We start from the raw sequence: 25,045 nt of genomic DNA on the forward strand, positions 1-25,045 counted from the left end.
AGAATGTGTAAGTACGGTATGCTACAACTCTGGAGGACTCGTTATGTCGCTGCGCCATAAAATTATGCTGGGTGTTATATTGCTTGTATTTATTCCGATTGTGTTGATGGGCAGCATTACCTACAAGCTGTTTAACGGTGCTATCGAAAAGCAAACGGAGAATTTTTACGCTAACAGCCTGCTGGAAACGGACCGCAAAATCCAGTATGCGCTGAACGAAATGAATGTGATCTCGGACTTGAGTATTACCCAACCGGTTATTCAGCAATTTTTGAAGCGCAAGTATACGGGAGAGCTTCGGGAGAGTGAAGGAGCTGCCAGTCGTCAATTGCTTACTGAGTTGAACAATCTGCTTTTATCCCATCCGAAAATAACGTCTTTGACCTTATATAATCAAAATGAGCTGGTTCACAGCTCCAGAGCGGCTCCGGCGGCAACCTATGAGATGCTGAAGCAGCAGCCGTGGTATGGGCAGATGAGAGCTTTGAATGGACGGCCTTTATGGCTCGGTCCTTTTGAAAATTCAACAGCCTCCGATCAGCAGCTTACCCATGTACGTACGATTAAGGATTATTATTCACTCGATGACATCGGAACCCTCGTATTGACGGTGAAGACCGATGCAGTCGATCATGTTTTCTGGGAAGCGGGGACGATTAAGGAAGGCGAGATGATGGTTGTGAACCATCAGGGGTTGGTGCTGTTCAGTAAGTCGGGTCAGCATCTGGGGAAACAGATTTCTTTTCCATTTCTACAGTCTCATGAGGAGCGCCATGCTTATGTGGACACTTATGAAGGAGAGCAAACCTTTATCACCTATTATCCCTCACAAATTTCCGGGTGGTATTTGGTTGCGCTGACACCACTTAATCAAATGTACGCGGAAACCGCTGGGATCCGTAATTTGGCGCTCGGTCTGCTCGTCTTTGCCCTGCTCAGTGTGATATTGTTTGATGTCCTGTTCATTCGCAAGCTGGTGCATTCGATAATTTCAGTTGTGAAAGCGCTGCGATTGGCAGAATCGGGCAAATTTACGGAGGTCAGGCAAGGCAGTGAGGTGTACCGTGACGAATCAGGGTTATTGGTGCGGGGCTTTAACCGGATGAGCGGTCAAATTCAGGAGCTGATCCGGCGGGTCGAAGTAGAGCAGGAGAGGAAGAAGGAAGCGGAGATGCAAGCGCTTGTGGCACAGATCAATCCGCATTTTATATATAATTCGCTGGAAACGATCAATTCAATGGCCGTGCTTCAAGGTAATAAGGAAATCAGCAGACTGGTGATTTCACTCGGCAAGCTGCTGCGGATCAGTATCAGTGAAACCCAGGAGCTGGTTCCGATTGCTACCGAGCTGGAGCATGTCAAGCATTACTTGTTTATCCAGATGTGTCGCTTTGGCGATAAGCTGAATTATGAAATGGAGCTGCCAGACACATGGAAAAGACACCTGACGCTGAAGCTGATCGTCCAGCCCATTGTGGAAAATGCGCTCTATCACGGAATCGAACCGATGCAGGAACAAGGGCTTATTCGTATCCGTGTCATGGAGGTGGGAACCGATCTTGTTGTGGAAGTGGCGGATAACGGACACGGGATTGAACCCAGCAGGCTGGAGGAGCTGTTTGCCGGACGGCAGCAGAGCACGGACAAGACGAGGCATCGCGGAGTAGGCATGAAAAATGTGCATGATCGACTGCGAATTCGTTTTGGCGGCAGCTATGGGATTATGGTCTGCTCGACTCGTGGTGAAGGCACGATTGTACGTATTCGGATGCCACGGATTTTAGCGGACAGCCAGGGAGGTGCAGGCCAATGAACAAGTCCATTGACAACAAGCGTTGTGGGCTGTGGAACGGCTCTTTTATGAGAGGACGGACGCGCTCGCTGCTGGCTGGAATACTAATTAGCATACTGGTCGTTCTAGGTGCGGGCTGTTCCTCTGAATCACAGCCTCAGGCGACAGAGAAGATCAAGCTGAGCTTTCGTCATGTCTGGATTCAGGAGCACAACGCCCAGATGTTAAAGATCGTATCTGAAGTCATTAAGCAATTCGAGCTGGACCATCCGAACGTGCGTGTTGACTTTGAAGGATTGGATCAAACGGTTCACCGCGAGCAGCGCTTGAAGAGTGAGATGGTGACAGGCAACCCACCGGATATTTTCGTGTTGTTCAGCGGCGCTGAAATCGAACCTTACGCACGTGCAGGGCGGCTGCTGGATTTGTCAGGTTTTCTGAAAGAGAATAGCATGGACGATGGCTTTTACGATCTGAGCCTTTGGAAGTTCGGCAGTGGGGTGTACGGCCTCCCGATCGAAGGTTTTGTTGAGCCGGTTTATTATAACAAGCAGTTGTTTGCCGAGCTTGGCCTGTCTGTTCCCACCAATTGGGACCAGCTCGTGCAGGTGATCACCAAGCTCAAAGCAGCAGGGTTGGTTCCATTCTCGTTAGGAAATCAGGAGCGCTGGCCGGGGGCCATGCATTATCATTATTTCCTGCAGCGGTTTGCAGGGTCTGCAGTGATAGATCAGATTGTAAAAGGAAAAGGCAGCTTCATGAATGCCGATTATGAGCAGGCGACAGAGCGTTTTCTTGAGTTCGCCAAGCTGAGTCCATTCCCGACGATGTCGGATACACGCAGTATTGCTTATGCCGAGAATCTGTTTTTGGATGGCAAGGCCGGAATGTTCCTGAGCGGTAGCTGGGAGCTTAATTTATTTCAGGGCGAAAATTCCACACCAGGGTTTGCCGACAAGGTAGGGGTATTCAATTTCCCTGTACTGTCGGGACCGAAGGAGGCATCGGTTGGTCTGGCCAGAGGCTACACCTTCGGTCTGGGCTTGTCGGCCAATCTTGAGGGTGAACGGCGCCGAGCTGCGCTCGATTTGGTTAAGGCCATTTATGCTCCGGATGTGCAGAGGCGAATTGTATATGAAAGCTTCCGGCTGCCAGCTATGAAAATAGCGGTTGATTATCGCCGGACAGGACCGGTATTCAAACAAATTGTCGATTTGCTGGAGGCATCGCCTACAGCCTTTGTTCCATATGATAATGCGCTGCCACCTGCTTTGCAGGAGCCGTTCTTTCAGGTCGCCGAGCAGCTGATTGCAGGCAATGTATCGGCACGGGAAGCGCTGCAAAGTCTGGAAGCCCATCTGCAGCAGTACTATGAGCTGATTGGCAAATAACCCGTAACAAGAGTGTGTCCAAAGGAGGTGTTTTCCATTGTCCAGCATTTATAAGGTAGTTCTTGTCGATGACGAGCCGATTATTCTGCGCAGCTTGAAGGTAGCTTTACCTTGGGAGGAAATGCAGATGCAAATCGTGGGAGAAGCAGCAAATGGTGAGCAGGGATTGCAGCTGATTCAAGCTCACAAGCCGGACGTTGTGATCAGCGACATTCGAATGCCAGTTATGGATGGGATTTCGATGATGAAAGAAGCATTGCATCAGCAGCCCTCATTAGTTTTCGTCCTGCTTAGTGGATATGGGGAATTCGAATATGCCAGAGAAGCGCTTCGATATGGTGCATCAGATTATTTGCTTAAGCCTGTCGATCATGAAGAGCTTGAGACCGTCATGCGTGAGGCAAGGAGCAGGCTGGAGCAGGAGGCTGAACGCCAATCGGAGAAAGATTACTTGACCCGCTCTGCACAGGCTTTATCCAGCTTGCTCAGGGAACGGCTGATCAGCAGCATGCTGGAGGGAAATAACAAGCCGTACAATCCGACTTATTGGCTGCAGGGCTGGGATTTGGAGCATCCTTATGTGATGCTAGTTGTTGGCTTTGATGATACGCTGGAAGTGAACCGCTGGAGCCAGGAGGACCGCAGACTGTGGTTTTTTGCGGTTGGCAATGTGCTGAGCGAATACGGAGGCAAGCGTGGTGCCTTGACCGTATTTCCTTTTCGAAGCGGGGAATGGGTCCTGCTGCTGCAAAACAGCAATATGCAGGAAACTGAGCAAACCGCGGGAGAAATCATCACGCTGGTGAAAATATGCACAAAGTTGTCCTGCTCGGTTGGAATCAGCAGACAGCATTCGGGACTGGATGCGTTGTTTGCTTGTTATCGCAGCGCACAGCAGGCGCTGTTAGCCCGATTTACCGGAGGCAGGGAGCGGGTGTATGTGGACGCCGACACGGCATCGGCCTCCGCATGGTTACAGGAAGCGGAGGCCGGGGGTGCCTCTGCTGATCGGTCAGCTTCCGCTGCGTTATTGCATTGGGAGCAGCGTTTGACCGAAGCGGTTGCCGGCTTTGATCGCAGCAGAATTTCCATTCTGCTGGAGGAGCTGATTAACGAGCTTCGTAATAAGAGCAAAGGCCAGGAGGATGCCGCAGCGATGATGATAGAGCTAGTTGTTGGCATCTCCCGGCGATTGAGCGATTTGAGCGAGGAGCCCTTGATGAGTATCAAGGAATTGATTTCACATATTCCTCTTTGTGGGACACTCGATGAATTGGAGCTGCTGCTCAGACAATCATTGCTGGAGCATACGGGCCGAACCCTGAGGGTGTCCGCTCGTGAGGATGAAGTTCGTACTATCCAGAAAGCCATCGAATATATATCCGGACGGTTTCATCATGATCTGAGTATCGATGAGGTTTCTGAGTTCATCGGACTCAGCTGCAGCCACTTTTGCGTTTTATTTAAGAAGGAGAGTGGGGTGACGTTTCTCGAATATGTGACCAAGCTGCGAATCGAACGGGCCTGCTCGATACTGCGCAATACGGATGTCAAGGTATACCAGATAGCGCCACTGGTAGGTTATCAGGATGCCAAATATTTTACACAGGTGTTCCGTAAAATGATTGGTATGACGCCATCTGAATATCGTACGACGATCCAGGTGGAGGCCGAGCATTAAGAAAAATTAACTACACTGCTTATTTCAGTGAAGGGAATATCGATTCATGTCCTAATCTGATCATATGCTGTCCATTTTGTGGATGCTCAAAGCAGGCAATTGCCAAGCTCAAGCTGTATACCAATGAAGATCAATTACGCATGATTACTCGTCACGAAAATGGCTTTGACGTCATTGCCTCGATCTCTGATCCCGCCTTGAAGCCAGTTCTGCAAGAGCTTGAGGTGTCCGTTGCCCATGAATATCGACTGCTAATGGACTATCGTACAGGGAATAATACCTCCTCCCAGTCGCGTCAGCTTGATCCGTACGGACTTGTGTACTGGTTAGGCAAATGGTATATCGTCGGGTACTGTCATCTGAGGACAGAGGTCCGCTGTTTTCGGGTGGATCGCATCCAGATCTCGACTCGCACAACAGCCGTATTTAAAAGGCCATAGCAGTTCTCAGCCAGCCAGTACAAAAGGACAAGCTCATTTCGGTAAGAATCCATGGAACGCCACAGGCCATTAACGATGTATGTGCACATTGGCTGCTTGGACATATGCTTGTCGAGCGTTCCGACAATCTGGTACATCTGAAGCTTCATGAGCAGGCGATATTAACGTATGCGGCCCACTTTTTGCTTCCTTTCGGGAAATCGTTACAGGTACTGCAGCACCCGATTCTTAAAGAAAGATTGGCGGCGATCGCAGCGGATTTGCTGAACTATTATCAAAGCTAGCATAGCTGGTTACAAATTCAACATTTTTTGGAGTACAACAATATCCAATTTTCTGTCAAATTTAATGCCCACCTCTTTGAAATAGGCAGCCTGAGTATACCCATGCTTGTTAAATAAGCCTGCGCTGCTGACATTCTCGGAGCAGATAGTAGCGACCAAGCTGTGAAACCGTTCGGTACGTGCAATCTCTTCAATAAAATACAGCGCTTTACTGCCAATGCCTTGACCTACAAATGCCGGATTCAAATAAATCGTAACTTCACCGGTTATATCATAGGCTTGCTTGCTTTTGTGCTGGGTGATGAGCACATAGCCTTTGACAAGCTGATCCTCCAAAATGGCAAAGGAGCGAAAACGCGGGTTGGAGTGGACTACCGCAGCTCTCATTTGATCGAGTGTCTGCAGCTCCGTATGGAAGGAGACGGTCGTATTGGCGACAAAATGATTGTAAATTTCCATGATTTCCTGCAAATGCTCTTCGGCAATCGGTGTGAATATGAGTTCTTGCATGATGGGCGCTCCTCCAGATTCTGTAATCCTTCTTGGGTATGCCAGCAGGCAGCTGAATTGGTTTTTATATGGAATAATCCTGACTTCACTGACCGTAAATGTCAGTCAAGATCGGGTATACTTGTCATAAGAAGCATTGAAAATGGTAGCTGATAGGGAGACTGCTGTAAATTCGAATAGAGGTCAATGATTCAAACGAATGATGAGAGGGTGCTAACAAATGACACTGACACATCATGCCATACAATTATATGACTATCATGTTTGGGCGAATACATTCGTAATAAACCATCTGCAAAGTCTACCAGATGAGGTGTACAGTGTACAACACCGTAGTACAAAGTGTATTTCCTTCGATCTCTGAAGTGATCGGCCATATTTATTTGATGGATACAACCTGGCTGGGCGTTATTCGCAATGACAGCTTTGAGGAAATCGTGGGTGTTATCACCTCGCTCCGGGAAGCCATCAAGAACAGAAGCATCAAGGATATGGAAACTATGTACCTCAATATGGCTGAACAATACCGTGCTTTTTTTGCCGGGCAGAAGGATTTGGACAAGCTGATTTCCTGTGAGCATCCTGCATACGGTAAGCTGAATGTCCCGCTTGTAGAGCTGGTTCAGCATGTTGTCAATCATGGAACGTATCATCGTGGCAATATAACGGCGATGCTGCGCCAGTTAGGTCACAAGGGCGTGCCCACTGACTATATTTTTTACTTGTATGCTGATCAAATGAACAAGTAATTTGGGCACAAGAGCTGCCTTATTTCTTGGCATAGGCCCTATTGTGAAAAAGTGAGATATGCTCGAATAGTATCTCTCCGTCTTGGGGAATCTGGCTGTCTGGCTGCCAAATCAGGTACAAGGCCTGATATTTCTCCGGAACCCAAATGTAGGTGTGAACATAGCTGGTTAGTGTAAACCCGTATTGCTGCCAGAAGTGAAGACGTTGTAAATTGGTAGCATTATCTTCGGACTCGATTTCAATAACAGCGCCTGTACTTTGCAGCGCAGACCTGGACCACCCGATGATATAGTCCAAAAACATTTTGCCTATACCCTGGCCTCGCGAATCCTCACGAACGGCCATATAATCGATAAGCAGTCCGTTGATGCCTTCCAGCTTACCCGTTAACGCCATGGCGATGATATCAGACTGATTGCTGGCGATATGCAGCTGGCACAGCTTTCTCTCAATGGAGCGGCGAATAATTGTTGTCGGTTTGCTGTTGTCGGGGTCAAAGCCTTGTCTGTAAATCGGTGCCGCCTGATTCCAAATTTGTTCGTCCCAATAATCGATTGTTTGATATTCCATCCGTATGTCGACCTCCGATTTCTATCATATCAGAAATACGGGAGGGAACCCAAATCCGAAAGGCTAGCATTGGCGAATAAACTGCATGTAGTTCAGCATATAAATGGCTGTCTTTAGTCTGAGCGAGACTAGAAGACAGCCATTCTATAATCACCGCTAAGGACGAACTCTGACCACATTAACGGCATTACTTGCCAGAACGTTACCTTGTACAGAACTTGCCGTCGCCGTTTGATGAATGTGAATGACAAGAAAATGGTTTTTTCCAACACGGTAGCGGTATGATTTCACATCGGACCGATTCACTTGTAGACCTCCTTATGGCTTAAACGAATCTACCATCACAGTATTAGGGACGCTGACAGGTTGTCTCGGCGAATGGTGGAGAGGTGAGACAAGTCTTACTATTTTTCTTGAAATAAACTTGTGGATAAATAGCGCTCTCCGGAATCCGGGAGTAAGGTTACAATCGTTTTGCCTGTATGCTCAGGACGTCTGGCAATCTGGGTAGCCGCGTAAACCGCAGCTCCGGAGGAAATTCCGACAACGAGTCCTTCCGCTTTGGCCAATAAACGTGCTGTTTGGAAGGCATCTTCACTTTTGATTGTCATGATCTCATCAATGACCGATGGATTGTAGATCGAAGGGATAAAACCAGCTCCAAGCCCTTGGAGATTATGCGCGCCTTTGGTACCGCCAGATAGAACAGGGGAATCAAAAGGCTCGACTGCGATGATTTGCACGGATGGCTTTTTGGATTTCAGCACCTCGCCAACACCTGTAATCGTACCTCCTGTCCCCACCCCACAGACAAAAATATCTACAGAGCCTTCGGTATCCCGCCAAATTTCCTCTGCTGTTGTGACACGATGAATTTGTGGATTAGCCGGATTATCAAATTGCTGAGGCATGAAGGAATCCGGTATTTGGTCAGCCAATTCTGCAGCTTTTCGCATCGCTCCTGGCATACCCTCCGATCCTGAAGTCAACACGAGTTCCGCACCCAGTGCCGTCAATAGCTTCCTTCGCTCCAGACTGAACGTTTCCGGCAAAGCAATAATTAACCTGTATCCCTTGGCGGCAGCTACGAAGGCGAGTGCAATTCCCGCATTGCCGCTGGTTGCTTCGATGATGACTGAATTTTTATTTAGAAGGCCTTGCTCCTCTGCAGCCTGAATCATCGCATAGCCGATCCGGTCTTTGACACTGCCTGCTGGATTGAGATACTCCAACTTGGCTATAAGTTTCGCCTCAAGCTGTTGATGTTTGTTATAATTCGACAGCTCAAGCAAAGGGGTGTTACCGATCAAGTCCGTTAAGTTTTTAGCAATTCGAGACATAGCTAGACTTCCTCCTTGTATATATTCCTTATTTTCCACTGTGCATAGTAGGATAATATTATTAAACCTTATCATTAGCATTACCTGTCTGACAAATCAGTTATTTTGATGTGAATAACGATTTCTTTTAATAGGATAAGGCAAATATAAGTACGTTCCTTTATAATGAACTTAATCGAACAGCAGCAGCTGAAGTAAGAGCGGGGGCATGATTTGTGCACACGGAAACTTTCACTTTTAAGGATATCGATCAGTTGGAGATATTCGTCTATCATTGGAGCCTTGAAGATCGACAAGAGCCCCGGGCCATTATTCAAATTGCTCATGGCATGGCGGAGACGGCAGCACGTTACGAGAGATTTGCTCGATCATTAGTGCAAGCGGGCTACGAAGTATATGCCAATGATCATAGGGGACATGGACTTACAGCGGGACATCCGAATCAGGTGGGCATTACGGGTGCCGAGGGATTTGCCAGAATGACGGAGGCGATGGCGCAGCTGACTGACATTATTGCAAAAAGGCATCCAGGTGTGCCTGTCTATTTGTTTGGTCACAGTATGGGTTCGTTCCTGGCACAGCAATATATGTATACATACAGCGATAAGGTTAGGGGGGTTATCCTGTCAGGGACAAACGGCAAGCATCCACCAACCCTTAGAGTAGGGATCATGCTTGCACAATTGCTGGCTTCCCTGCAAGGCAGTGACCACCGCAGTCCACTTTTGATGAAGCTGTCGCTGGGGAGCTATAACAAGCCATTTCGCCCCAACCGGACGGGTTGCGATTGGCTGAGCCGCGATGATGCGGAGGTTGATCGTTATATAGCAGATCCTTATTGTGGAGGTATATTTACCGCAGGATTTTTCAGGGACTTCTTCCGTGGATTAGTTGATATTCACCTTCTGAGCAACATGGAACGCATCCCCAAGCAGCTGCCAATTTACATATTTGCCGGTGATCGGGATCCGGTTGGAGGTATGGGCAAAGGAATTCCTCAACTGATGGGGATGTATGACCAACTTGGCATCGAGCAGGTTACCTGCAAGCTGTATCCGGATGGCAGACATGAAATGCTGAATGAAATTAACCGTGAAGAGGTTACCCGCGATGTGCTGATGTGGCTGGAGCAGCAGCCGTCTTTAGTCGCTCAAGTGGAATGAATTCCAGCCGGACAGGCCATTCTATATAAATACAGGGTGAGGCTCTCGGGCCTCATCCTATTTTTTGTTCAGGGTCACGTATGACCAACCTGATATTATTCTACCCCTGTGCTTATGATATTCCCCTTACCGAATGAGAATGGAGCTTGTAGAATGAACAATAGAACGAGAGGGGAGAATTACAAATGAAAAAAATAACCAAGATTGCTCTAACTACAATGGTTTCAGCGTCCATGCTTGCCGGATGTGCAGGGGGACAAACTACTGAAGATAAAGGTGCGGCGGCCGGTGGGGCTAATAAAGAAAAAGTGAAGCTGTCGATTTGGCATAACTGGACAGGCCAGGACGCCAAAGGTATTGCCATGCGTAAAATCCTCGATGATTTCAAAACGCAGCATCCCGAGATTGAGCTCGAAGCAGAGGGATTGCCGACAGATGGCTTGAAAACCCGTTTGCGTACAGTAGCGGCTGCTGATGAAATGCCGGACTTGTTCGTAATGTGGCCGGATGCGATGACCAAGGAATTCGTGAATGGCAAGCTGCTGCAGCCTATTGATGAATTTTTGAACAGCAAACCGGAATGGAAAAATAACTTTATCCCGAATGCTCTCGATGGATACACGATAGACAACAAAGTATACTCTGTACCGATGAACCTCGCTCTGAGCTCATTTATTTACTACAATCAAGCTATTTTCGACAAATATAACGTGAAGGTACCGAAGACCTGGGATGAATTTAAAACAGCCATTGACACCTTCAACAAAAACAATATCATTCCAGTCGCACTGGGCAACAAAGCCAACTGGGTAGCGCAATCCACGATATTTAGCACGATTGGTGATCGTGTAACCGGTACGGACTGGTTCTTGAAGGCTTCTGCTCAAGATGGCGCCAAATTTACTGATCCTGAATTTATCAAAGCGTTGACAGTTCTTCAGGATTTGGGCAAATCCAAAGCGTTCCAGGATGGCTTTAATGGTATCGACGAGAATCAAATGATGCAGCTGTTCTTCCAGGGAAAAGCCGCGATGTTCATGGATGGCGGTTGGGCAACAGCGAATCTGGTAAACAATGCACCGAAGGAAGTTTTGGATACAACACACATTACAATCATTCCTGCAATTGATGGAGGCAAAGGCGATCCACAATCCACAGCAGGTGTAGTTGGAACAGGCTTAGGCGTTAGTAAGAAGCTGACAGGCGCGAGAAAAGATGCAGCGATGGAATTATTTTATGCATTGTCCGGTCCCGAAGGTCAAAAAGCGACGCTGGGCAGCAGCACACTGGTCAGCTATAAGATTGATGTAGATAAAAGCAAAGCACATCCCTTGTTCGTGGAGCTTAGCGAATTTTCGAAAAATGTAAAAATCAGCCCGGTTTACGATTCCAAATTAAGCTCTGCAGCAGTTGAAGTGATCAACAACGGGCTTCAGGAATTGTTGATGGGTACAAGTCCAGAGGTTGTCGCCAAAAAAGTGCAGGATGCGCAAGCAGGCGCTCTTGGCAAATAAGGACAATAAGTTCAATTAGACAATACGTTTATTAAACCAATCAGATATTTGAGCACAACGAACATCGGTACGAATCAGCCCTCCCTGGTGGAGGGCTGATTATTTGGAAAGGAAGTGAGAGAGATGAAGACACTAAACATGCGTAGATTTATCGTTATGGGCTTACTGCCATCCATACTTATTTATACCTTATTCGTATTTGTACCTGTGATTTGGTCTGCCTATTACGGTTTCTTTGAATGGAAGGGCATTGGCGAAGCCAAATTTATCGGCTTGAAAAACTACGTGGAAGTTATTCACGATACTATATTTTGGCGTGCACTCAAGAACAATATTATATTTGTACTTGCCTCGGTATTCGGTCAGCTGCCGCTCGCTTTGATTTTGGCGATTGTGCTGTTCAAAAACAATGCGCTGCAGCGGTTCTTACGATCCGCCGTGTTTATGCCCATGGTCATGTCCTCGGTCGTTATCGGGATGATCTGGCAATATATTTATCACCCGCAAATCGGTATTCTTAACTTCCTGCTCGATTATTTGGGATTAAGCAGTTGGAAGATGCAGTGGCTTTCCGACAGCAATATTGCGATCTACGCGTTAATTCCTCCGCTGACCTGGAGCTTTGTCGGTTTATACTTAATTATTTTCATTTCGGCTTTGCAAAATATACCCGGTGAAATTCATGACGCAGCCCTCATAGACGGTGCCACAGGCGCTCGCAAAATGATTTCCGTTACGCTGCCAATGGTTTGGACAACTATACAGGTTGCCATCGTGCTATGTATTTCAGGAAGCCTGAAGTCGTTTGACCTTGTGTATGTGATGACCAAAGGCGGACCGGCACATGCCACGGAGCTGCTGGCTACTTATATGTATAACTCGACCTTTTCCTCCTATCGTTATGGATACGGAAGTGCAATCTCTACCTCGATTATTATTCTGAGTCTGCTCTTTATCGGAACCAGCCAATGGCTGACAAGCAGAAAGTCAAAGAACGCATAGAAAGGAGGTCCATTCATATGAACAAAACTATGGCTCCATACTCACAAGCAGCTCCAGCCAAGTCCGGATTTTCCGCGAAAAAATGGAGGCCCGCTATTTTTTGGACTCTCATGACGGTTTATGGTATTTTAACGTTGTACCCTTTATTTTGGCTGTTCATCAGTGCCTTCAAAACGAACGCCGAGTTTCTGAACCGTCCTTTTAGCTTGCCGTTAACGTGGCAGATCGATAACTTTGTCAAAGCCTGGAGTACGTCCAAGATGGGTACGGCTTTTGTGAATTCGGTGATCGTATCCTTGGCTTCATTGGCCATTACCTTATTCGTATCTGCTTTGTCCTCCTTCGTATTGGCCAGATTGCAGTTCAGGTTCAAGGGCTGGATACTGGGCTTCTTCGTAGTTGGCATGCTCATTCCGATTCATAGCACCTTGGTGCCGTTATTTATTTTAATGAAGCAGCTTTCCTTATTAAATACGTACTGGGCACTTATTTTGCCTTACACGGCATTTGCTCTGCCTACAGCTATATTCGTATTGGTTGCTTATTTATCTTCGGTACCCAAGGAAATAGAGGAAGCGGCTTTTATTGATGGAACAGGGCTTTGGGGTGTATTTCTGAAAATTATGCTGCCCATCTCGACACCAGCTCTGTCGACTGTAACGATTTTAAGCTTTTTGCACTTCTGGAACGATTTTTCCTTTGCTCTCGTGTTCATAAGCAAATCCACACTCAAAACCTTGCCGCTCAGTATCGCTACCTTCGCGGACGGCTTTCAAACGGATTATAGTCTGACGCTGGCTGCCATGACGATCGCTGTAGTTCCCACGATCCTCGTATATTTGGTGTTTCAGGAGCAGGTAATGAAGGGCATGACGGCCGGTGCGGTCAAAGGCTAAGCCGTTTCTCGCCAGTGTTCATAGGACGATGCAGCAGGGGGTGTGATCAATGCCGGTGTGGCGATGGATGGGAAATTCTTTAGGGCGCAAGCTGACTGTTATTATGCTCATAACCACACTGATTCCCCTTATGCTGCTAGGGGGATTTGCCTATGTCATTTCATCGAAAATTACGGAAGAAAAAACCGAACAGGCGGGCATTGATACCCTTCGTCAGATGGATGGGAATTTGCGCTTTATTATTAAGGACGTGGAGAACATGTCCATTTTTTTGATTGGTCAGAGCAATGTTCAGCAGTATGTTAACAGCCTGGATGATGATGTAGGGTCTCAGACACGTATTCGCAGCTTTATGACCAATCTAATCAGCTCCAAGGAATACATTTCGAATGTTGAGATTATTCCGGCCAATTCCAATCCGCCGTTGTCTACGACCAACCTGTATCAATCTGATCTGGACCGTCTTGTTAATGTGCGTGAGGTGACAGGCAAGATGTGGACCACCTTGTATAATGTGCAGAATTATGCCGGCAACCAGAGAGTGATCTCTTTCATTCGTCCTTTGCGCAGCATTGATAATTATCGGAATCTCGGCTGGCTGACGATTTCATTGGATGAGAAGGTAATCTCCAGGTATTGGTCAGAGCCTAACCTTGGTGATGGGAAGGGGAGCGTCGCGCTTCTTAACGAACAGGGTATCGTTCTATCAGCCACGGATAAAAGCTGGCTTTCCCAGTCCTTGGATGTGCTGATGCCTGGTCTGTTGACTGAATTAAATCCGGCTTTGTATGGTGTCGTGAATCATGGCGAAGGTCGGGCCAAAAAGACGATCCTGTATTTCCGCGAACCGCTAGTCGGATGGGTGCTTGTAGGCGTGATTCCGTTTGATCTGTACAGTGCGCAGAACCGATATATTTTACAGCTTACCGGTGTCGCGGTCGCACTCTCCATTGTGGCTACAGCAGGTCTGATTCTGTTCCTCATTCAACGGATCACGAATCCGCTGCGTGTGTTGACCCGGTTAATCGCCAAGGTCAATCCGGAAGAACCGCTGCCGCTGTATTCAGTTGCTTCATCAGACGAGATTGGCAAGCTCGCGGAGAGCTATAACATGCTGGGCAAGCATATCGAGAAGCTGAAGAAACAAGTGATTCGCAACGAAGCGCATAAGAAGGAAGCGGATATGAGGGCGCTCCAGGCCCAGATTAATCCGCATTTTCTGTATAATACCCTCTCCTCGATTCATTGGATTGCACTGATGAATGAGGAGAAACGGATTGCGGATATGGTTGGGGCCTTGAGCGATTTCTTGCGATTCAGTCTGAATAAAGGCAAGGAATTTTGCCCGGTCCATCAGGAGCTTGCCCATATCAAAAACTATGCGCAGGTTCAATCGATTCGTTATCCGGACAAATTTGATATGGATATCGTGGTAGATCCTGAGCTGCAGGACCGTTATATGCTCAAGCTGCTGCTGCAGCCGCTGGTCGAGAACGCAATGCTTCATGGTATCCAAAAAAAAGAGGGAAAGGGGATGATATCGGTGTACGTAGAGCACAAGGCCAATCGGATGAGCTTTCTGGTGCTTGATGACGGAGTAGGCATGACTGAGGAGCAATTGGAGTTGATCACAAACAATCTGAATCCACCGGAAGGGGAGCTATATCCCGATGTAAGCTACGGATTAAGAAACGTGAATGAACGGCTGCAGCTTCATTATGGGCTGGATGCAGGTCTGATTATTGAAAGTCGACTGAACGCGGGTACACGCATTTCATTCTCTATCCCGGTTTTGGAGGGACAACATGAAAATAATGATCGTCGATGACGAGGTTATCATCAGAACCGGACTGGCTAAAGTGATTAAATGGGACGAGCTTGGTATGGAGCTGCTGGAGCCTGCATCCTCTGCGGAGGAAGCACTTGAACGAATCCCGCTTGAGCGTCCCAATGTGCTGCTGACTGATATCCGGATGACGGGCAAGACAGGGCTCCAGCTTGCTGAAGAAGCGATTCAGATCATCCCGGATCTGGAAGTCATTGTGCTCTCGGGGTACGACGATTTTGCCTATACGCAGCAGGCCATCCGGCAAGGCGTAAGCGATTATTTGTTGAAAACGAGCAGGCCGGAGGAAATCATCAAGACCGTGTTAAAGGCCAGACAACGAATTGAAGATAAATGGGCTGCGCATAGTCAGGATCATTACAAGAATAAGGAAGCGCGTAATCGTACCTTTGAACGGTGGATTAGGAGTGGGGAAGCGGGACCGATTGACCGTCATTTACTCCATACCTACTTACCCGGACTGTTCGGTGATAGTGATACGCCCGGAAGCGAGCTTCAGGTGTTCATTGTAACGGCAGAGGGCTGGGAGGATTCACCTTCATCAGCGTCTCTGCTTTTGTTTGCAGTTGACAATATGCTGCAGGATTTGTTGAACTGCGAGTCACTGCTGGAGAAAAAAAAGGTGATTGCAGCGATCCGTTTGGGTAATGGCAGTGATAACGGGATGCAGCACCTCCGGTTTATTTTTCAAAAGATAGAGCGGCTGTTGAAATGCAAGCTGTATGCGGCTTTTGGTACCCCCGTTCAGCAGCCTGAGCATATGCATGAATCGTATACAACGGCTAGCGATGCTTTTAACTATAAAACTTTAATTAATGAGAGCATTTGGCTGTACGAGGATATTGTCAAACGCAAGGGTGGTAAAACGGTCTGTACTCACGATGAGGAGCTGGAGCTGTCTTCTATTTTGCTGGAAGATGATTCGGTGGCCCTGAAGGGCTGGGTGCAGCGGTTTATTCAGGTACAGCTGGAGGATCCGCAGGTGACGCTCGAATCGCTGGAGGCTCTGGTTCATTCGGTTGCGATTTCGGCTCATCGCTGGCTGGAGCGGGTTATGACGGCAACCGGACGCGAGAGTACAATGGAGGAGAGCCCGAAGCATTTTCAGCTTAAGCTTAGTGTTACGCCAAAGGACACGCTGTTTCAATATTTGAATTCCGTGATGAAGCTGTATCACAACCGTCTGGGTGAGGGACAAGCGACGCATGCGCAGAAGGCAATGGCTTATATAGAGGAGCATCTGGGCAGTGATGTGGGATTGCAGCAGGTTGCGAGGCACGTGCATTTGCATCCGAACCACCTGAGCGAGGTATTTAAGAAAGAGACCGGAATTACCTTCGGCGATTACGTGACCAGGCAAAAGATACAACGGGCGATGGAAATATTAACGATTTCACCAGCCAAAATCAGCGAGGTTGCGGCTCGGGTCGGTTACGAGGATGTTAAGTATTTTAGCCAAATTTTCAAAAAGTACACGGGCAAAACACCGAGCGAATTTCGTGAGACAGCTGTCAATAATGGATAGAGGAAAAGAGGAACCAAGTCATGGAAATAAAGGGCGTATGGAGAATTCAGCATTTTGATGTGGGGCAGAAGAGACCGATGGAGATGGCTTCGCCTAATCTGGACGATCGGTTCTGGATTACGGCTCAAGTGCCGGGCGACGTGCATTCGGCATTAATTGAAAGAAATATTATCGATAATCCTTATTTCGGACATAACGACGCCAAGAGCTTGTGGATTGAGCAAAAGGAATGGTGGTACCGCACGCAGTTCGATTATGTGAAGCAAGCAAACAGCGATGAACGGCACCAATTGATATTTGAAGGCTTGGATACTTTTGCAACGGTTTATGTGAATGGGCTTGAGATTGGTACGACGGACAATATGCTGATGGCGCATACGTTTGATGTCACGAAAATATTACGTGATGGAAGAAACAGCATTGCCGTTAAGTTCGATCCGCTCTATTTGCACAATCGGGACAAAGAGCAGTTTCAATGGTCATCCTATACGAAGGAACGCCCATGGCTTCGCAAAGCAGCGATGAATTTCGGCTGGGATTGGGGTCCGCGAATGGTGACGGTCGGAATCTGGGGCAAGGTACGACTGGAGAGCAATCGCATGGCGAAGCTGGAAAGTGTATATGCGCGTACGATATCCGTTGATGAGGGAGAAGCCATCATTCGTATTGATGCGGAAGTGACGCCTTATGCGAAGGACCAGGACTTGTTGTGTGAAGTGAAGCTGTTGACGAAGGATGGGCATACGGTGGTATCCGAGCAGCTTGAAATTAAGCAAAATAAGGGCTCTGTGGAGCTGGTTGTCTTATCTCCAGAGCTATGGTGGACGCATGACTTGGGCGAGCCTTATTTGTACGAGCTGGAGGTTGTTCTGATTGCCAATGATGAGCGGGTAGACCGTTATCGCAAGCCTTTCGGTATTCGTACCATTGAGCTGCAGCTGAAGGATGAAGCCGATCAGCATGCTTTTGCTTTTATCATCAATGGAGTCAAGCTGTTCGCCAAAGGCTCGAACTGGATTCCAGCGGATAATTTCATCGGTGCGATTCCGGATCAGCGCTATCGTGACCTGATCGCTCTTTCTGTGGATTCGAATATGAATATGCTGCGTGTTTGGGCTGGCGGTATTTATGAAAAAGATGTGTTCTATGAGGAATGTGACCGCCGCGGCGTGCTGGTGTGGCAGGATTTTGCTTTTGCCAATGCGCTGTTCCCTGAATTCAACAAGAACTTTATGAATAACGTACGCGAAGAAGTCATTTATAATGTCAAAAGGCTTCGTAATCACGCATCGCTTGCACTCTGGTGCGGTAACAATGAAATTGACTGGCTGTACGATATGAAGTCCGCTGCAGGTGACATTACCAGCCCGTTCTACGGCGAAAAGATTTATCATGAGCTGATTCCTGAGGTGCTGGAAGCTTTGGATGACAACCGCCCTTATTGGCCGTCCTCGCCCTATGGTGGCAATGATGCCAATGATCCTGATGTTGGAGATCGGCACAACTGGCAGGTATGGCATGGCTCGGTGTATCCGCGTAAATTCGGAGATGTTCCAATACTTGATTACAGCATCGAAGGTGTTACGTTTAAGAACTACAAAAAGGATTTCACCTTATTCAGCAGTGAATTTGGTATGCATGCGTCAGCCAACCGTTATACATTGGAGAAAAATATCCCGGATGGGCAGTTCTACTGGGGCAGCGTGGAAATGGCATACCGCAACAAGGATACGAATCATCAAAAAGGCATTCTGCTGATGGAAGGCTATACAGGCATTCCGCAAAATATTGAGGAATATATGAATTTCTCGATGCTCACGCAGGCCGAAGGCTTGAAATACGGAATCGAGCATTATCGCCGCAACAAGAAGCGGATCAGCGGTTCGCTCGTCTGGCAGCACAACGACAGCTGGCCGGGTACAAGCTGGTCGCTGATCGATTATGAATTGCTTCCCAAGGCATCCTTCTATTATGCGAAGAAATTTTATCATCCATTACTGCTCTCGGTTGATCATGAGCCTGGACAATCGTTGCATATATGGGTTGTTAATGACCGTGTTGAAGATTATACAGGACAAGTTCGGGTAGCAGTCTATGATTTCAGCGGTAGTGAAGTGTACAGCACCTTATTACAAGCTGATGTGCCAAGTAACGGGGCTGTTCAATTGGGAAGTTTGACCGAGGCTGAGATATTGAACGGCAGAGCCGCGGCAGACGTTGTTGTTAAGCTTACGGCAGTAGGCTTCGAAGCACCTGACAATCTGCACTATCTGCGTGACCAAAAGGATCTGAACCTGCCTGCCTCAGAGCTCAAGGTAGAAGTGAACGCTACTGAGCAGATAGTGAAGATTACAGCCGAAGGCTCACTGGCACGTATGGTGAAGCTCGATCTGCCGCAGGGCAACGTCCGCTTCAGCGACAATTTCTTTGACCTGCTGCCTGGTGAGCAGGCAACGGTTCATATTAGTGATCCACGAGGTGACAAGGTGTCACTAGATGCTTTAAAGGTATCGGCGATAAACGTTTAACGCCAGTTGTTGTAGGGAATATGTCAACCACTAATTTGAGGTTGGGCCTAAAATTCATTCTGAAGAAGGACATGGAATTTGTTCCATGTCCTCTTTTTGCGTTGTGTGTAAATTCCCGTATGGATGATTCCACAGTTCCCGACAGCATCTATCGCATGAGCATTTGTCTGAAGTCTCTGGGTGAAAAGCCGGTGTAGCTTTTGAACATCGTCGAAAAGTTATGCTGCTCGATACCTACTGCACGGGCAATGCTTCCAATGGTCATATCGGTAGAAAGCATTTGTCTGGCCTTGTCAAGCCTCATCCGGTTGATGTATTGGATGGGAGAGCAGCCCATTACAGAATGAAATGCCCGGATGAAATAATTCGGATGATAATGGACCAAGCTGGCAAGCTGCTCGATCGTTATTTTATGTTCCAGATTTTGTTCGATAAATTGAAACACGCGGCTCAACTTTTGCGTGGTGGATGAGGGAATTGCCGTTTGTTCAAAGCCATGATCGATGAACAAACCTATTAATTGAAGCATTGAAGCCTGGATATTAAGAATAGAAGAGGGCGTCTGTTTCTTCATTTCGCTGATCATTCGGCTGAACCAGTTCTCAACCTCGGAGCTTGAGAGGACGTCGATGCACACTGGAAAACGGTACATCTCCAATAAATCCCTGCTGCCTACACGCGCTGTGAAATGGCACCAATATTTATGAAACGGATGATCATTGATAGTCGAATAGGACTGCAAAACATGGCAAGGCATAATAACAAGCTGGCCAGGCTTAGGGTAATAGACAATACCATCGACCTCAATCCGGCCCTCCCCTTCGATAATGAAATACAATCGGTTAAAACTGTGCACATAGTTTTCTCGCTTCCAGTCCATACCTACCGTTTGGACATTTGCGATAATGACATCTACCTGGAGGTTGGATAGTAAAGTCCGCAGGGAATCATTCGCTGAATTATACATGGCTTGTACCTACCTTTAGTGAAATCATAGTTACTATTTACTACAAACAGGTTAACAAACTGGATGTTTACTGTAAATGGGAACGATTATGATAAAGGTGAACGGAGCTACTATTTCGATTTCAGGAGGATGGACTATGATTCCAAGATTTAAGGATGCACGCGACAGATTTTTCGATATGCGCTTTGGTTTATTCGTTCACTGGGGCTTGTATGCTATTCCAGCCTGGCACGAACAAATATTGTGGAGAGGTAATGTGAAGCGGAACGATTATGAAAAGCTGATTCATGAATTCAACCCAATCGAGTTTGATCCAGAGGCATGGCTTGATCTGGCCCAAGAGGCAGGGATGCAATACCTGTGCTTTACCACCAAGCATCATGATGGCTTCTGCATGTGGGACACCTCACATACGGATTATAAGATTACCCATACACCTTATGGTAAGGATGTATTAGCGATACTGGCAGAAGCCTGCCGAAAACGTAATTTTCCGTTGAGTCTTTACTATTCTTGCCCGGACTGGCATCATCCCAATTATCCGAATATGGGCAGACATCACGAGATGTTCGGTCCCCGCCCGGGAGATGAGCCCGATATCAATCGATATTACGAATATGTGACCAAGCAATTACGGGAGCTTTTAACGAACTATGGGCCTATATACCAGCTGTTCTGGGACGTTAACGTCGCTGAATACCATGATCCTTCACTGAATGAGCTGGTTCGATCTCTACAGCCGGGTATTTTGATTAATAACCGCGGTCCTGATGAAGGCGATTACAGTACTCCTGAGCGTCATGTTCCCGAAGGAGGTTCTTTCCTTACTCCTACCGAAGCTTGCCAATCGATTGGACGAGAAAGCTGGGGTTATCGCGAGAACGAGGACTATTATTCTGACAAATTTCTGATACAGAGTGTTGACAAAATTTTGGCTATGGGAGGCAATTATTTACTGAACGTGGGACCCAGGCCAGACGGTACGATCACTAGTGAGAACGCAAACACGCTTCGACGAATCGGGCGATGGTACAAGAAGATTCGGGAATCCTTTGAGGGAACTATACCGGCTTCGTACATGGGAGGCAAGGATGAAATCGAGTCAGCTAACGAAGTGAAGAACCGTGTGTTCCGGGATCATGTCTTGTTGACGCGCAAGGGCAATACCGTTTATGTTCATGCTTATCGCGATCTTCAGAGCAATACGGTGATCTTGAAGCCACTCGATGTGCTTCCTAAGCGGGCTATACTGCTCAATAATGGTCAAGAACTCGAGTCGAGCGTGGAACTGCTACCATGGTATTGGCAGGAACGTGCTTATTTACGTATCCGTAATCTGCCAATTAACGAGATCACAGATGAAGTGCTGGTTATCAAGCTGGAATTCGGTGAGGATGTGACTGAATAAAGGACGAATCCGACCCTCTGGCAAGTCGATCCAAAGATTGATATACTGGGTCTGCATTTGTTTGATCAATTTACAACAGTAAAGGGAGCAGATGTATGAGAGAAGGGAAGATGTCTATGGAATCATGGCACAAGGTCGGTTTTATATATGCACACCCGGATGATGAAACTTTTTTGAGTGCTTGTCTAATCCGAGAGCTGGCAGATCGTGGAGAGGAGCCTGTACTGCTGCTGGCAACCAAAGGGGATGCTGGTAAGAAAAATGGGGCTTTCGCACATTCTACGAATGAAGAGCTTGCGGAAGTAAGAACGCAGGAAATGGAGCGTGCCGCACAAATTCTTGGGTTGGCTGTTGTCGAGCATTTGGGTTATCCGGATGGGAAGCTAAAGGAAGTGGAGACCGCTCCATTCGTTGATGCGGTTGTTGATTTTATTAACAAGCATCAGCTAAAGGTCGTTGTCAGCTTTCCTGAGGACGGTGGTAACTACCACCCGGATCATGTCGCTATTTCCCAAATAACGACTGCGGCAGTATTAAGCGGAAGATGTCCTTCTGTGGAACAGCTGTATTACTACTTTACCGCAAAATTGGCTGAGGATGGCTATAAGCCTTCTTTGATTATCGATACTTTGCCTCATTGGGCAATGAAGGCTGAAGCGCTGCGGGCGCATCAATCACAAATTCTAGCTATACATCGGCATTTTGGCGATTTGATCGTTTGTCCTGAGTCACGAAGATACGAATCGTTTGTGCTGGCTTATGATCAAGGGGCGCTCTTGTAGCTTAACGGCAAACTCTCATTGCATATTCAGTCCACATTCAGAGGGCTTTCAGTTAAGGAAGCTATGATTATACACAAGAGATGGAAAGTTTACTTTCATCGAAATGTATAAAGGAGTGCGGGAGATGAGCAATCCTATCGCCTACAAACTGAAGACAACCCTGTCTGCACAATCACTGCTATTCATCGGCCTGAGTTTATGTTCAATTTGGAGTTATTATAACGATAGTCTATGGGGAGAGACAGGACGACATTCGTCCTCCTACACGATACCCTTTGCTGTGCTGGCTGTTCTATTGTATGGGTTTGGTTCTGCAGCTTATTACAGATTTGTTCGTAAGCCAGCTGAGATTACTGAAGCCAATCAAGTTCTGCTCGTTTGGCTCATGTTGGGTGAAGGCTTACTCTTGCAGATCGCAGCGGCTCCATGGCTCGTAGGACACCCTTTTGACAGCCATCTGTTCCACAGCTGGGCAGGTGTTGCCGCGAATAGAGTGTCAGGGTTTTATGTGTATAGCACGGATGATTATTCGTCATAACAAGGTGCACGTGATACATAAAGCCTTTACTTACAGCCGTATAACTTGATAATAAGCTTGCTCTCAGAGGGTACATGACAGGGTACTCTCTTTTTGTTATGCCCTCTAAGCAAGAAACGTGTGGTGTGCAAAATAGGTGATTATGCGCTCCATAAGGCTTCAGTAAAGATATGTGTGGCATATGGAAAATGGTGAATTGAATAAATGAAGCTGTTCCGCTAACTTGAAGATAGGCTGCAGCCGATTCAACACGATCCCACAGGAAGGAGTGTGGAAGTCATCCAATCACAAGTACAATCAGAATCCATCAAAGTGCGTTCCAGCTCAAGGAAATGGGATAAAAAGAGATTCCGGCAAAATATACCGATCCTGCTTATGTTTGCACCGGTTGTCCTTTATTTTCTCATCTTTCGATATGCACCTATGGCAGGGCTTGTCATAGCCTTCAAGAACTATAACTTTCATGATGGCATTTGGGGAAGCCCCTGGGTAGGACTGGATAACTTCCGACTGTTATTTACCCAACCGAAGATGATTGAGATCATTCGCAATACATTTGTATTAAGCTTTCTGCAGGTGATTGTCGGATTTCCGTTTCCGATCCTGCTCGCTATTTTTCTGAATGAAGCCAGAAAGATGTGGTTCAAACGTATCGTTCAAACGGTTGTGTATTTACCTCATTTTTTGCATTGGGTTATTATCGGGGGCTTGATTATCCTTATTTTTTCACAGGAAAAAGGGATTGTGAATCACTGGCTTGCGCCGCTGCTTGGAAGTGCATTTCCATTTCTGTATAACCCAACTTCATGGATCGCGATCTTTGTAGGTTCAGGTATTTGGAAAAGCGCAGGCTGGAACGCAATCATTTATTTAGCTGCTCTAGCTGCAATTGATCCGGCGCTATACGAATCGGCTTCTATGGATGGAGCAGGGAAAATGCGAAAGATATGGCATATTACGCTTCCATCAATCCGACCGACCATTATCATTATGTTTATTCTATCTGTAGGTCATGTCATGGAGGTTGGGTTTGACCAAGTGTATGTGCTGCAAAATTCAGTGGTTTCCAATGTGTCCGAGGTTATTTCCACATGGAATTTCAAGGTCGGCATCAATGGTGGACGTTTCAGCTTAGCTGCGGCGATGGGTTTTTTTGAATCCTTTGTAGGCTTGTTCCTCGTGGTTATGGCCAACCGTATTGCTAGACGATTCGATCAAGGACTGTGGTAAAGGGGTGGTATCGTGAAGGATACTTTAGGTGAAAAGTGGTTTTACGCGTTTAACTATGTCATTTTGTCTATAATCGGGTTAAGCTGCTTGCTGCCTTTGGTGCACTTGTTCGCATTATCGCTCAGCAACAACGCGGCTATTGTGTCCGGCAGTGTGACGCTTTGGCCCATTGGCTGGAACATTGAATCTTATGATAAGCTTTTTTTCGGTACCCGGATCTTGAGCGGCTTTCAGAACAGCTTGGTTATCACCATTGTCGGTACGGTACTCAACATGATTTTTACGATTTGCTGTGCTTATCCGTTGTCCAGAAAATTTATGTATGGCCGCAAGTTTTTCACGCTGGCGATCATCTTCACGATGCTGTTTAGTGGAGGCTTGATTCCTTCATATCTGGTCGTTAAATCGCTGGGGTTAATTGATACCTACGGGGCGCTCTGGCTTCCGGCACTGGTCAGTGTGTACAATATGCTCGTTATGCGTTCGTTTTTTATGGGCTTGCCGGAGGAAATTGAGGAAGCGGCGCGGATGGATGGCTGCAGCGAGGTGGGCCTGCTGCTGCGGATTATTTTGCCATTATCGATGCCGGTCATGGCAGCGTTAGTCTTATTTTATGCGGTATCGCACTGGAATTCGTTCTTTAACGTGATGATTTATATTAATTCGACCGCCAAATACAACGTTGCCGTATTGGTGCAGCAAATGATACAAAGCCAGACGGTGCTTCAGGATGTAGCGAATCAATCGCCTGAGGATTTGAATTCGGTTACAGAAGAATCGATCAAAGCGGCCGGTGTATTCGTAATGACCGTACCCATGTTAATTGTGTATCCGTTTTTACAAAAATATTTTGTTAAAGGGGTTTTGATCGGATCGGTGAAAGGGTAG

General features: G+C 47.0%; 23 protein-coding genes. 18 read left to right on the forward strand and 5 right to left on the reverse strand.

The features are described 5' to 3' along the window. Positions 1 to 43 precede the first annotated feature (43 nt). The 5 genes from OB236_RS21385 to OB236_RS21405 all read left to right on the forward strand — a co-directional run bounded on the left by OB236_RS21385 (position 44) and on the right by OB236_RS21405 (position 5,588). Positions 44 to 1,813 carry a cache domain-containing sensor histidine kinase gene (locus OB236_RS21385; RefSeq protein ID WP_262685808.1) on the forward strand — a complete coding sequence of 590 codons (1,770 nt, stop codon included), beginning with the start codon at positions 44 to 46 and terminating at the stop codon, positions 1,811 to 1,813. After that, entirely contained in the window at positions 1,810 to 3,183 is a 1,374-nt protein-coding gene (locus OB236_RS21390; RefSeq protein WP_262685809.1) for an ABC transporter substrate-binding protein, read from the forward strand. Before OB236_RS21385 ends, OB236_RS21390 begins: the two co-directional genes overlap by 4 nt. Before the next feature lie 37 nt (positions 3,184 to 3,220). Continuing rightward, on the forward strand, positions 3,221 to 4,864 hold the full coding sequence (locus tag OB236_RS21395) for a response regulator (protein WP_262685810.1): 1,644 nt from the start codon (positions 3,221 to 3,223) through the stop codon (positions 4,862 to 4,864). Between the two features lie 140 nt (positions 4,865 to 5,004). Further along, positions 5,005 to 5,304, forward strand: coding sequence for a helix-turn-helix transcriptional regulator (locus tag OB236_RS21400; RefSeq protein ID WP_262685811.1), 300 nt, complete (start codon positions 5,005 to 5,007; stop codon positions 5,302 to 5,304). A 104-nt stretch (positions 5,305 to 5,408) separates the two neighbouring features. Then, positions 5,409 to 5,588: a WYL domain-containing protein gene (locus OB236_RS21405; RefSeq protein WP_262685812.1), complete on the forward strand. Its 180-nt coding sequence runs from the start codon at positions 5,409 to 5,411 to the stop codon at positions 5,586 to 5,588. Positions 5,589 to 5,597: 9 nt separating this feature from the next. Here the strand turns inward: OB236_RS21405 and OB236_RS21410 are convergent, their stop codons facing one another. Then, entirely contained in the window at positions 5,598 to 6,098 is a 501-nt protein-coding gene (locus OB236_RS21410; protein ID WP_076229133.1) for a GNAT family N-acetyltransferase, read from the reverse strand. 320 nt (positions 6,099 to 6,418) lie between these two features. Between OB236_RS21410 and OB236_RS21415 the strand changes: the two genes are divergently transcribed. After that, positions 6,419 to 6,847, forward strand: a complete 429-nt coding sequence (locus OB236_RS21415) for a DinB family protein (RefSeq protein ID WP_262685813.1) — start codon at positions 6,419 to 6,421, stop codon at positions 6,845 to 6,847. A gap of 19 nt (positions 6,848 to 6,866) precedes the next feature. Here OB236_RS21415 and OB236_RS21420 read toward each other — a convergent pair whose 3' ends face one another. The 3 genes from OB236_RS21420 to cysK all read right to left on the reverse strand — a co-directional run bounded on the left by OB236_RS21420 (position 6,867) and on the right by cysK (position 8,758). Beyond that, on the reverse strand, positions 6,867 to 7,418 hold the full coding sequence (locus OB236_RS21420; RefSeq protein WP_262685814.1) for a GNAT family N-acetyltransferase: 552 nt from the start codon (positions 7,416 to 7,418) through the stop codon (positions 6,867 to 6,869). A 156-nt stretch (positions 7,419 to 7,574) separates the two neighbouring features. Further along, on the reverse strand, positions 7,575 to 7,724 hold the full coding sequence (locus OB236_RS21425) for a hypothetical protein (RefSeq protein ID WP_262685815.1): 150 nt from the start codon (positions 7,722 to 7,724) through the stop codon (positions 7,575 to 7,577). Positions 7,725 to 7,822: 98 nt separating this feature from the next. Further along, positions 7,823 to 8,758 (reverse strand): cysteine synthase A, encoded by a 936-nt coding sequence (gene cysK, locus OB236_RS21430; RefSeq protein ID WP_262685816.1) that lies wholly within the window; start codon positions 8,756 to 8,758, stop codon positions 7,823 to 7,825. A 215-nt stretch (positions 8,759 to 8,973) separates the two neighbouring features. On the opposite strand from cysK, the gene OB236_RS21435 reads away from it, so the two are divergent. The 7 genes from OB236_RS21435 to OB236_RS21465 all read left to right on the forward strand — a co-directional run bounded on the left by OB236_RS21435 (position 8,974) and on the right by OB236_RS21465 (position 19,232). Then, positions 8,974 to 9,921, forward strand: coding sequence for an alpha/beta hydrolase (locus OB236_RS21435; RefSeq protein ID WP_262685817.1), 948 nt, complete (start codon positions 8,974 to 8,976; stop codon positions 9,919 to 9,921). A gap of 185 nt (positions 9,922 to 10,106) precedes the next feature. Continuing rightward, a complete protein-coding gene (locus OB236_RS21440) occupies positions 10,107 to 11,435 on the forward strand; it encodes an extracellular solute-binding protein (RefSeq protein WP_262685818.1) in 1,329 nt (442 codons plus the stop codon). Between the two features lie 123 nt (positions 11,436 to 11,558). Next, positions 11,559 to 12,437 (forward strand): carbohydrate ABC transporter permease, encoded by an 879-nt coding sequence (locus tag OB236_RS21445; RefSeq protein ID WP_076229138.1) that lies wholly within the window; start codon positions 11,559 to 11,561, stop codon positions 12,435 to 12,437. A 17-nt stretch (positions 12,438 to 12,454) separates the two neighbouring features. Further along, positions 12,455 to 13,333 carry a carbohydrate ABC transporter permease gene (locus OB236_RS21450; protein ID WP_076229139.1) on the forward strand — a complete coding sequence of 293 codons (879 nt, stop codon included), beginning with the start codon at positions 12,455 to 12,457 and terminating at the stop codon, positions 13,331 to 13,333. Positions 13,334 to 13,382: 49 nt separating this feature from the next. Further along, positions 13,383 to 15,161, forward strand: a complete 1,779-nt coding sequence (locus OB236_RS21455) for a sensor histidine kinase (RefSeq protein WP_317259365.1) — start codon at positions 13,383 to 13,385, stop codon at positions 15,159 to 15,161. Continuing rightward, on the forward strand, positions 15,139 to 16,704 hold the full coding sequence (locus OB236_RS21460) for a helix-turn-helix domain-containing protein (RefSeq protein ID WP_262685819.1): 1,566 nt from the start codon (positions 15,139 to 15,141) through the stop codon (positions 16,702 to 16,704). Before OB236_RS21455 ends, OB236_RS21460 begins: the two co-directional genes overlap by 23 nt. A gap of 20 nt (positions 16,705 to 16,724) precedes the next feature. Then, positions 16,725 to 19,232: a beta-mannosidase gene (locus OB236_RS21465; protein ID WP_262685820.1), complete on the forward strand. Its 2,508-nt coding sequence runs from the start codon at positions 16,725 to 16,727 to the stop codon at positions 19,230 to 19,232. 148 nt (positions 19,233 to 19,380) lie between these two features. On the opposite strand, the gene OB236_RS21470 is transcribed toward OB236_RS21465, so the two are convergent. Next, positions 19,381 to 20,199, reverse strand: a complete 819-nt coding sequence (locus tag OB236_RS21470; protein WP_262685821.1) for a helix-turn-helix transcriptional regulator — start codon at positions 20,197 to 20,199, stop codon at positions 19,381 to 19,383. A gap of 136 nt (positions 20,200 to 20,335) precedes the next feature. On the opposite strand from OB236_RS21470, the gene OB236_RS21475 reads away from it, so the two are divergent. The 5 genes from OB236_RS21475 to OB236_RS21495 all read left to right on the forward strand — a co-directional run bounded on the left by OB236_RS21475 (position 20,336) and on the right by OB236_RS21495 (position 25,045). Further along, positions 20,336 to 21,607 carry an alpha-L-fucosidase gene (locus OB236_RS21475; protein WP_262685822.1) on the forward strand — a complete coding sequence of 424 codons (1,272 nt, stop codon included), beginning with the start codon at positions 20,336 to 20,338 and terminating at the stop codon, positions 21,605 to 21,607. A gap of 95 nt (positions 21,608 to 21,702) precedes the next feature. After that, positions 21,703 to 22,389: a PIG-L deacetylase family protein gene (locus tag OB236_RS21480; protein ID WP_262685823.1), complete on the forward strand. Its 687-nt coding sequence runs from the start codon at positions 21,703 to 21,705 to the stop codon at positions 22,387 to 22,389. 124 nt (positions 22,390 to 22,513) lie between these two features. Further along, on the forward strand, positions 22,514 to 22,927 hold the full coding sequence (locus OB236_RS21485; RefSeq protein WP_262685824.1) for a hypothetical protein: 414 nt from the start codon (positions 22,514 to 22,516) through the stop codon (positions 22,925 to 22,927). A 375-nt stretch (positions 22,928 to 23,302) separates the two neighbouring features. Next, a complete protein-coding gene (locus OB236_RS21490) occupies positions 23,303 to 24,157 on the forward strand; it encodes an ABC transporter permease (protein ID WP_262685930.1) in 855 nt (284 codons plus the stop codon). A gap of 12 nt (positions 24,158 to 24,169) precedes the next feature. Continuing rightward, a complete protein-coding gene (locus OB236_RS21495) occupies positions 24,170 to 25,045 on the forward strand; it encodes a carbohydrate ABC transporter permease (protein ID WP_076229146.1) in 876 nt (291 codons plus the stop codon).

It is taken from the genome of Paenibacillus baimaensis, assembly GCF_025567575.1.

Coding starts and splice junctions, on each gene's coding strand:
- OB236_RS21385 (WP_262685808.1), top strand. CDS start 44: ATGTCGCTGCGCCATAAAATTATGCTGGGTGTTATATTGCTTGTATTT.
- OB236_RS21390 (WP_262685809.1), top strand. CDS start 1,810: ATGAACAAGTCCATTGACAACAAGCGTTGTGGGCTGTGGAACGGCTCT.
- OB236_RS21400 (WP_262685811.1), top strand. CDS start 5,005: ATGATTACTCGTCACGAAAATGGCTTTGACGTCATTGCCTCGATCTCT.
- OB236_RS21405 (WP_262685812.1), top strand. CDS start 5,409: ATGCTTGTCGAGCGTTCCGACAATCTGGTACATCTGAAGCTTCATGAG.
- OB236_RS21410 (WP_076229133.1), bottom strand. CDS start 6,098: ATGCAAGAACTCATATTCACACCGATTGCCGAAGAGCATTTGCAGGAA.
- OB236_RS21420 (WP_262685814.1), bottom strand. CDS start 7,418: ATGGAATATCAAACAATCGATTATTGGGACGAACAAATTTGGAATCAG.
- cysK (WP_262685816.1), bottom strand. CDS start 8,758: ATGTCTCGAATTGCTAAAAACTTAACGGACTTGATCGGTAACACCCCT.
- OB236_RS21440 (WP_262685818.1), top strand. CDS start 10,107: ATGAAAAAAATAACCAAGATTGCTCTAACTACAATGGTTTCAGCGTCC.
- OB236_RS21445 (WP_076229138.1), top strand. CDS start 11,559: ATGAAGACACTAAACATGCGTAGATTTATCGTTATGGGCTTACTGCCA.
- OB236_RS21450 (WP_076229139.1), top strand. CDS start 12,455: ATGAACAAAACTATGGCTCCATACTCACAAGCAGCTCCAGCCAAGTCC.
- OB236_RS21455 (WP_317259365.1), top strand. CDS start 13,383: ATGCCGGTGTGGCGATGGATGGGAAATTCTTTAGGGCGCAAGCTGACT.
- OB236_RS21460 (WP_262685819.1), top strand. CDS start 15,139: ATGAAAATAATGATCGTCGATGACGAGGTTATCATCAGAACCGGACTG.
- OB236_RS21465 (WP_262685820.1), top strand. CDS start 16,725: ATGGAAATAAAGGGCGTATGGAGAATTCAGCATTTTGATGTGGGGCAG.
- OB236_RS21470 (WP_262685821.1), bottom strand. CDS start 20,199: ATGTATAATTCAGCGAATGATTCCCTGCGGACTTTACTATCCAACCTC.
- OB236_RS21475 (WP_262685822.1), top strand. CDS start 20,336: ATGATTCCAAGATTTAAGGATGCACGCGACAGATTTTTCGATATGCGC.
- OB236_RS21480 (WP_262685823.1), top strand. CDS start 21,703: ATGAGAGAAGGGAAGATGTCTATGGAATCATGGCACAAGGTCGGTTTT.
- OB236_RS21485 (WP_262685824.1), top strand. CDS start 22,514: ATGAGCAATCCTATCGCCTACAAACTGAAGACAACCCTGTCTGCACAA.
- OB236_RS21490 (WP_262685930.1), top strand. CDS start 23,303: ATGTTTGCACCGGTTGTCCTTTATTTTCTCATCTTTCGATATGCACCT.